Here is an 8,185-nt window from a genome sequence, read left to right on the forward strand (position 1 = left end):
GGCCCCACCCGTTCACGCCCTACTCCTCGTCCGGGTCCTCGTCGTAGACCTCGCTGACGTCGAACCGGCAGAGCAGCAGGTGCGGATCGGGACTGTCGAAGGGCTCGGAGAGCCACTCGCCGGGCTCCCCGGACTCGGCGGCCGTCACCCAGAGCGTGGAGTCGGCCTCCTCCAGGCCGAACTCCTCGGCCCGGGCGGCGATCTCGTCCGGCTCGTACTCGCCGAACACCACGCCGACCGCGGCCCGCACGCCCTCCTGCTGGCCCGGCACCGGGCCGAGCGAGTCCTCCAGCCGCTCCGCCTGGGCGCGCAGCCGGCGCGGGTCGGCGATCCGGTAGTCGCGGCGGATCAGCACGCTGATCGCCTCCGGCTCCTGCGGACCCCGGTAGCTGCCCGGTCCGCCGTCGCCGGGGACCTCGAACGGGGTCACCTCGTCGTAGACCTCGTACAGCAGTTGGTCGTAGTGGATGGCCGCCGCGGCCAGCTCCTCGTACGCCGCGAAGACCGCGGGGTCGTCGGCTTCGGTGGTACTGGACACCGCTTCGAGATGGCGGTCGATGGCGGCCTTGACCGCCTCGGCGGCTTCGCGTACCTCGGTGCGGGTGAGCTGCGCGGCATCAGACATGGGACAGACGCTATCCGTACCCGGGCCCGAGGTGCACAGGGGTTACCCGTCGAGTTTGCAAAACCCTGGCAACTTGACCCGTGATGTCCGAACCGTGTGCTTTTCGGGTGCGCCGAGGTGGGTAGGAATCCGTCGGAAAAGCTCTCCCGATGCGGGAATTGATCATGCATCAGACGGCTTGTGAGCAGTGTCCGCGCCGACCGGTCGGCCGGTGGCGCAGCCTGCTCCCGTCCAGCTCCGGACCGGAGCTGGACGGGACGTGAACAGGAACCGGCCAGTATCTGAACCAGTCCGATCCGGACCGGCGCCACCGTCCGTGCCAGGTCGTACGCTAGCCGCAGGCCGCGCACCCGGGGGTGCGCCGGCCCAGCCAGTCGCCCGTCGCTGAGGAGGCGAACTTGATCCCACCGAAGCCGGTCCGGTTGCCGGAGTACGAGTACCAGTCGCTGCGCCTGCCGCGCAGCACGTCGCGCAACGCAGCCCGCCAACTACTCACCGAGCACGCCGAATACGGCCATTGGGAGCTGGACCGGCTCCGGCTCTTCCCGGACGGCAGCCGCACCGTGCTGCTGCGCCGCCGGATCATCCGGCAGGTCCGCACCTGAGGTGGAGACGACCCTGAGGTGCGGCCGCAGCCGAGCTGCGACGCCGACCGAACGGGGTGGGGCGGGTCAGGCGGCGCTGCGGGCCCGGCGGTAGAGCACGCCGCCGCCGATCAGCAGCGCCAGGCCGACCGGCGCCACGATGCCGAGCCCCTCGACCCCGGTGGAGGCCAGGTGGGTCTGCGGGGCCTGCGCGGCGGGCGCCTGGGCGGCCACCGGCTGCACGGCGGTGCGGGTGCCGCCCCCGCTCTGCACCACGGGGGGCGCGACCGGCGGGCCGGGCGGGCAGGTCGGCGAGTTCTCGCCGGGCGAGCAGCCGGGCGGCGTCGGTGCCGGCGGCGGAGCCACCACCGGGCCGTGGTTGGCGCAGTCGTTGCCCATCGCGGGGTTGAGGGCGCCGATCACGTCGATGGTGTCGCCGCAGGCGTTGACCGGTACGTCGACCGGGGCCTGGCCGGTGTTGCCGGACGCCACGCCGGGAGAGCCCTGGCTGACGCCGGAGGCCGAGCTGCCGGCGGTCGGGCCGTGGTCGTGGTCGCCGGACCCGCGGTGGTCGCCGGACCCGCCGGGACCGTTCTCGGTGCCGCCGGTGGAGCCCGGACCGTTCTCGGTGCCGCCGGCGGAGCTGCCGCCGCCACCGGCCCCGGAACCGCCGTTGGCGCCCCCGGTGTCACCGCCGTTGGATCCGCCGTGCGCGCCGCCGTGGTGCCCGCCGCCGTGCGAGCTGTTCCCGCACTGGTTGCCGTAGGCCGGGTTCAGCAGACCGACCACGTCCACCGTGTTGCCGCAGACGTTGACCGGCGCCTCCACCGGCACCGAGACGGTGTTGCCCGAGGCGACACCGGGCGAGTTGGCCGCCGCTCCTTCCGCGTCGGCCGCGGCGTACGCGTAGCCGGCGGTGGAGGCCAGCACGCTGCCGGTGGCGACGGCGGTGAGAATGCCTTTTCTGGCAACCTGTCGCATAGGTACCCCTCACATGTGATGGTCGGAAATTCCGACGAACGCTTTTCCCGCCCACTGCTCAACGACCACCGCCCGAAAAGGTTGAGCCAACCAGCCCCTCCTCACCCGATCAGGTGGTTTCAGAGCGGCGCTGCCGACGAAAGAGGGGCGCCCCCACCTCGGGGCGCCCCTCTTGGCGCGTGTGCGCGCCGCTACCGCGTCAGCCGTTCACGCAGGTGTTGCCGAAGGCCGGGTTCAGCAGGCCGATCACGCTAACGGTGTTGCCGCAGACGTTGACCGGAACGTGCACCGGGACCTGCACGACGTTGCCGGACAGCACGCCGGGCGAGTCGAAGGCCGCGCCCTCGGCACCCGCACCACCGTGCGCGGCCGCGACCCCGGCACCGGCCAGCATCAGACCACCGGCGGTGGCGGCGACAGCAGCGATCTTCTTGACGTTCACTATTTCCTCCTGATGATCCGAGCGGCACGGTCGACCGTGCCGCCACAGGAGTGAACGAGGCTCTGCCGAATGGGGGAACGGCCTGCTTTTCGCATTCACCCCTTGAGGTGATCAGTCGCTCGGATGATCGAAGGACAATAGTCCTTACACAGTGGTGGACGGAACACAGTGGTGGACGGAACACAGTGGTGGACGGAACACGGTGGTGGACGGAACACGGTGGTGGACGGACCGCTCACCCCACCACCGGCGGCTCAGCAGGCGTCGATGAACCGGTCGAGCACCCGCACGCCGAACTTCAGGCCGTCTACCGGCACCCGCTCGTCCACCCCGTGGAACATGCCGGCGAAGTCCAGCTCCGGCGGCAGCTGCAGCGGCGCGAAGCCGAAGCAGCGGATCCCCAGGTCGGTGAAGGACTTCGCGTCGGTCCCGCCGGAGAGGCAGTACGGCACCGCCCGGGCGATCGGGTCCTCGGCCCGCAGCGCGGTCTGCATCGCCTCCACCAGCGCGCCGTCGAAGCTGGTCTCGATCGCCTTGTCGGTGTGCAGGCTCTCCCGCTTCACCCGGGGCCCGAGCACCTTGTCCAGCTCGGCCAGGAACTCCTCCTCGTAGCCGGGCAGGAAGCGCCCGTCCACGTGCGCGGTGGCCTGCCCGGGGATCACGTTGACCTTGTAGCCGGCGCCGAGCATGGTCGGCTGCGCGGTGTTGCGCAGCGTGGTGCCGATCATCTTGGCGATCCCGCCCAGCACCCGCAGCGTCTCGTCCATGTCATTGGGGTCGAGCTTGACCCCCAGCGCGTCCGAGAGCTCGTTCAGGAAGGCCTCGACGGTCTTGGTGATCCGCAGCGGGAACCGGTGCCGGCCGAGCCGGGCCACCGCCTCGCACAGCTCGGTGATGGCGTTGTCGTCGTTCTCCATCGACCCGTGCCCGGCCCGGCCCTCGACCGTGAGCCGCATCCAGTGCATGCCCTTCTCGGCCGTCTCCACCAGGTACAGCCGGGCCTTGTCGTTGACCGTGAAGGAGAAGCCGCCGACCTCGCCGATCGCCTCGGTGACGCCCTCGAACAGGTCCGCGTGCTTGTCCACCAGGTACCGCGCGCCGTAGCTGCCGCCGGCCTCCTCGTCGGCCAGGAAGGCGAGCACCAGGTCGCGCGGGGGCTTGCGGCCGGTCCGCAGCCGGTCGCGGACCACGGCCAGCGTCATCGCGTCCATGTCCTTCATGTCCACCGCGCCGCGCCCCCAGACGCAGCCGTCCGCGATCTCCCCGGAGAACGGGTGGTGGGTCCAGTCCTCGGCGTTGGCCGGCACCACGTCGGTGTGCCCGTGGATCAGCAGGCCCGGGCGGGAGCGGTCCTCGCCCTCGATCCGCACCACGGTGGAGGCCCGCCCCTTGGCGGACTCGATGATCCTCGGCTCCAGCCCGAACTCGGCGAGCTGCTCGGCCACGTACTCGGCCGCCTTGCGCTCGCCCGGCCCGGAGCCGTCCCCGTAGTTGCTGGTGTCGATCCGGATCAGGTCACGGCAGATCTCGGCGACCTCCGACTCCCCCGTCACACCCGTCTGCGCCTTGGACTCGCTCACACCCACTCCTCGTCGTGTCCGCTCAACGTCCCGCCATCCTCCCCCAGCCACCGCCCGGCCCCAAGGAAATGGCCGCCACAACCTCCCCGATCCCAGCCGTCCACCCGCCGGCCACCCCCACACCCCAAAGCTTTTGGGCCCCCGAGCCACTCTTTGCTACAGTTACCCATGTCAGCGCGGCCCACCGAGCACGAGAAGCCGAGCGGACGACACCCCGTCCGGGTGGCGGAATGGCAGACGCGCTAGCTTGAGGTGCTAGTGCCCTTTATCGGGCGTGGGGGTTCAAGTCCCCCCTCGGACACCGAACGAGTGCCGGTCGAGAGCGATCTCGACCGGCACTTCTCGTTTTCCCCGCGACGCTTTTCCCCACGACGCCCGGGACCGTGGCGCCCACCGGCACGGCCCGGTCAGCGGGTGCGGCGGAGCGGGCCGGCGGCGCCCCAGACCCGTCGGCGTCGCGCCGCCGGGGGCAGTGCGGGGCGGGGCGGGTGTCCTGCGGTGTCCACGCGATGTCCTTCGTCTTCCGGTGCCGGGCACCGGGCGCCCTGCGGCGGGCCCGGGCGGCCGGCCGCGTGCTTGTCGGCCGCGGGGCTCGCCCGGGGGTCCGCCGACCTCCCGGGAGCACGCCCCGCGGCGTTCCGGACGTTATTCGCGGCCCGTCTGACGGCTGTAAGATCGCCGCAACATCCGGGCCTTGGAGCGGGGAACCGATGAGTGAACGTCCTGGTCCGGTGCGCTTCAACCTGCTGGGGCCGGTGAGCGTCGGCGTCGGGGACGACGAGGTGGTGCTGCCCTCGGGGATCCCGCGCACGGTGCTGGTGATGCTCCTGCTGCACGCGAACCGGGTGGTGCCGGCCGAGCAGTTGGCGTCGGCAGTCTGGGGCGAGCAGCGCCCGTCCGCGGCCGGCCCGGGGCTGCGCAACCACGTGCTGCGCCTGCGCCGGCTGCTGGGCGACGGGGCGGGGCAGCGGCTGCGGACCGCGGCGCCCGGCTACCTGGTCGCGACCGACCCCGGCGAGCTGGACGTGGAGGTGTTCCTCGACGGCTGCCGGCTCGGCGCGGAGCAGCTGCGCGCGGGCCGGGTCGCGGCGGCGCGGCGGACCCTGGGCAGCGCGCTGGACCTGTGGCGCGGAGAGCCGTTCACCGACCTGCCGCCCGGCCTGGACGGTGCCGCGCGGGCCCACGAGCTCGACGAGACCCGGATGAAGGCCTGGCAGGACCGGATCGACGCGGACCTGGGCCTGGGCCGGCACCGGGAGCTGGTCGCCGAACTGCGCGGGCTCACCCGGGCCCACCCGCTGCGGGAGGCGCTGCACGGTCAGCTGATGCTGGCGCTCTACGGCGCGGACCGCCAGGCCGAGGCCCTCGCGGTCTACCAGGAGCTGCGCACCCGCCTGGTCGCGGAGCTCGGGATCGAGCCCTCGGCGCAGGTCGCGGACCTGCACGGCCGGATCCTCGGCGCGGACCCCTCGCTGCTCGCGCCGGTGGACCCCGGCCCGGACGGCGCCGGGGACGCGGAAGAGGACGAGGACACCGCCGCCGCGCCGCCGCCGGCTGCCGCGGGTGCCCCGGCCGGGTACACGCCGCGCAACAGCCTGCCCCGGGACGTGGCCGACTTCACCGGCCGCGGCCCGGAGACGGACCGCCTGCTGGCCGCGGCGGCCGCCCCGGCGACGAACGCCGTGGTGATCTCCGCGATCGACGGGATGGCCGGGGTCGGCAAGACCGCCCTGGCCGTGCACGTCGCCCACACCCTGGCGGACCGGTACCCGGACGGCCAGGTCTTCATCGACCTGCACGGCTTCACACCCGGCCAGACCCCGCTGGACCCCGGCACCGCACTGGCCCGCCTGCTGCGCGCCGTCGGCGTGGGCGAGGACGCCCTGCCCGCGGACCCGGAGGAGCGCGCGGTGCTGTGGCGCACCGAGGCCGCCGACCGCCGCCTGCTGATCGTGCTGGACAACGCGGTGACCGCCGCCCAGGTCCGGCCGCTGCTCCCCGGCTCCCCCGGCAGCCTGGTGCTGGTCACCTCGCGGCGCCGGATGCCGGCGCTCGCCGGGGCCGGCGCGCTCTCGCTGGACGTGCTCGACCGGGACCCGGCCGTCGCGCTGTTCGGCCGGATCTGCGGCCCGGAGCGGATCGGGGGCGAGGAGGACGCCGTCGCCGAGATCGTCCGGCTCTGCGGGCGCCTGCCCCTCGCGATCCGGATCACCGCCGCCCGCCTGGCGCACCGCAGCACCTGGACCCCCTCCCACCTGCTGGCCCGGCTGCGGGACCGGATCGGCCTGCCCGGTGAGCTGCGGACCCAGGACCAGAGCGTCGCCGCCGCCTTCGCGGTGTCCTACGACGCCCTGGACACCGACCAGCAGCGGCTCTTCCGGCTCGCCGGCCTGCACCCCGGCGACGACTTCTCGGCGTACGCCCTGGCCGCGCTCGCCGAGCTGCCGCTGGCCGACACCGAGGACCTGCTCGACGAGTTGCACGAGCACCACCTGCTCATCGAGCGCTCCCCCGGCCGCTACACCTTCCACGACCTGCTGCGCCACCACGCGCACGGGCTGGCCCGCGCCGAGGAGTCCGAGGCCGACCGGCGGGCCGCGCTGGAGCGGCTCTTCGCCTACTACGGCCACACCGCGGCAGCGGCGGCGGACATCCTCTACCCGCACGAGTCGCACCGGCGCCCGCACCCGCCCAGGCCCGCGACGCCGACCGATCCGCTGGACGGCGACGAGGGCGCCCGGACCTGGCTCGACACCGAGCTGACCAACCTGATCACCGCGGGCACCCATCCCGTCGCGGCCGCCACCCGGCACAGCAGCGACCTCTCCTCGATCCTCGCCCGCTACCTGGACCACTACGGCCACTACGGCAAGTCGCTGACCCTGCACCGCGCGGCCGCCGAGTCCACCACGGCCACCGGCAACGCGGCCGGGCACGCCACCGCCCAGACGAACCTGGCCGGGTCGTACTGGCTGCTGGGCCGGTACCCGGACGCCATCGACTCCTTCCAGGCCGCGCTCGCCGGTTTCCGGGCGATCGAGGACCGGGCCGGCGAGCGCCGGGTGCTGACCAACCTCGGCGTCACCTACGCCCACCTGAGCCGCCATCAGGAGGCGATCGACCACCTGACCTCGGCGATGGCCTCCTACGAGGCGGCGGGTGACCGGGCGGGCCAGGTGATCGTGCTGACCAACCTCGGCTCGGTCTGCGAGCAGACGGGGGACTTCGAGCGGGCCGTCCCGTACCACCGCCGGGCCCTCGCGCTGGCCCGGGAGGTCGGCGACCACGTCACCGAGGGACGGGCCCTGGCGAACCTCGGCATCACGCTGCACGAGCTCGGCCGACCCGACGAGGCCGCGCAACTGCTGCACGAGGCACTGGCGATGGCCACCGCCGCCGGTGACCGGACCCGGCGGCTGGTCGCGCTCAACGGTCTCGGCGACGTCGAGCGCGCGACCGACCCGGCCGGGGCCCTCGCCCGCCACCGGCAGGCCCGCGAGATCTGCGCCGAGATCGGGGACCGGTTCTCGCTGGCGAGCTGTCACCTGCGGATCGGCGACGACCACTTGGCGCTGGGCGATCCCGCCGCGGCCCGGGAGCAGTGGGAGCACAGCGCCGCCCTGTTCGCCGAGCTGGACGCGACCACCCAGCTCGAAACGGTCCGGTCCCGCCTCGCGGCCCGGTGACGGCAGCGGTCCGGGCCAGTCCTTACCGAGGTCTTTCCCCGTCCTTACGGGGTGATGGCGAACCGCCCCACGGGCTCCCGCGGCAGCCCCCGGGGCCGCAGTGTGGTCCTCACGAAGTCCCCTTCCCGCTGAGGAGCCTGGTGTGAAGACCCCTGCGAAGAACCCGCGCCGCCGCGCCGCCCTGGCCGTCACCGCCGTGCTCGGCGGCGCCCTGGCCGCCGTCGGCGCCCCCGGCGCCGCCTTCGCCTCGCCCGACCGCCCGACCACGGTCTACACCCTGTCCAACG

6 protein-coding genes and 1 tRNA gene are annotated in these 8,185 nt (G+C 73.5%); 3 read left to right on the forward strand and 4 right to left on the reverse strand.

What is annotated here, in order from left to right; genetic code table 11:
* Positions 1–19 precede the first annotated feature (19 nt).
* Positions 20–625, reverse strand: coding sequence for a hypothetical protein (locus tag ACFW1A_RS35300; RefSeq protein ID WP_380416598.1), 606 nt, complete (start codon positions 623–625; stop codon positions 20–22).
* A 422-nt stretch (positions 626–1,047) separates the two neighbouring features.
* Here ACFW1A_RS35300 and ACFW1A_RS35305 point away from each other — a divergent pair, with 422 nt between their 5' ends.
* A complete protein-coding gene (locus ACFW1A_RS35305) occupies positions 1,048–1,230 on the forward strand; it encodes a DUF5703 family protein (RefSeq protein ID WP_380416609.1) in 183 nt (60 codons plus the stop codon).
* A gap of 66 nt (positions 1,231–1,296) precedes the next feature.
* Here the strand turns inward: ACFW1A_RS35305 and ACFW1A_RS35310 are convergent, their stop codons facing one another.
* The 3 genes from ACFW1A_RS35310 to ACFW1A_RS35320 form a co-directional block, all read right to left on the reverse strand.
* Positions 1,297–2,190: a chaplin gene (locus ACFW1A_RS35310; protein ID WP_380416601.1), complete on the reverse strand. Its 894-nt coding sequence runs from the start codon at positions 2,188–2,190 to the stop codon at positions 1,297–1,299.
* Between the two features lie 199 nt (positions 2,191–2,389).
* Positions 2,390–2,584: a chaplin gene (locus ACFW1A_RS35315; protein WP_380416612.1), complete on the reverse strand. Its 195-nt coding sequence runs from the start codon at positions 2,582–2,584 to the stop codon at positions 2,390–2,392.
* A 302-nt stretch (positions 2,585–2,886) separates the two neighbouring features.
* Positions 2,887–4,212 (reverse strand): M20/M25/M40 family metallo-hydrolase, encoded by a 1,326-nt coding sequence (locus ACFW1A_RS35320; RefSeq protein WP_380416603.1) that lies wholly within the window; start codon positions 4,210–4,212, stop codon positions 2,887–2,889.
* Between the two features lie 216 nt (positions 4,213–4,428).
* Here ACFW1A_RS35320 and ACFW1A_RS35325 point away from each other — a divergent pair.
* Both ACFW1A_RS35325 and ACFW1A_RS35330 read left to right on the forward strand, forming a co-directional pair.
* Positions 4,429–4,513 (forward strand) — tRNA-Leu (locus tag ACFW1A_RS35325).
* A gap of 409 nt (positions 4,514–4,922) precedes the next feature.
* The gene (locus ACFW1A_RS35330) at positions 4,923–7,898 is read left to right on the forward strand and encodes a BTAD domain-containing putative transcriptional regulator (protein WP_380416606.1); all 2,976 of its coding nucleotides are present in this window, start codon (positions 4,923–4,925) and stop codon (positions 7,896–7,898) included.
* Positions 7,899–8,185 lie beyond the last annotated feature (287 nt).

It is taken from the genome of Kitasatospora sp. NPDC058965 (assembly GCF_042741245.1).
In the GTDB taxonomy this organism is placed as follows: domain Bacteria; phylum Actinomycetota; class Actinomycetes; order Streptomycetales; family Streptomycetaceae; genus Kitasatospora.

Excerpts from the sequence above, each read along its gene's own strand:
- ACFW1A_RS35300 (WP_380416598.1), bottom strand. The coding sequence starts at position 625 with ATGTCTGATGCCGCGCAGCTCACCCGCACCGAGGTACGCGAAGCCGCC.
- ACFW1A_RS35310 (WP_380416601.1), bottom strand. The coding sequence starts at position 2,190 with ATGCGACAGGTTGCCAGAAAAGGCATTCTCACCGCCGTCGCCACCGGC.
- ACFW1A_RS35315 (WP_380416612.1), bottom strand. The coding sequence starts at position 2,584 with ATGCTGGCCGGTGCCGGGGTCGCGGCCGCGCACGGTGGTGCGGGTGCC.
- ACFW1A_RS35330 (WP_380416606.1), top strand. The coding sequence starts at position 4,923 with ATGAGTGAACGTCCTGGTCCGGTGCGCTTCAACCTGCTGGGGCCGGTG.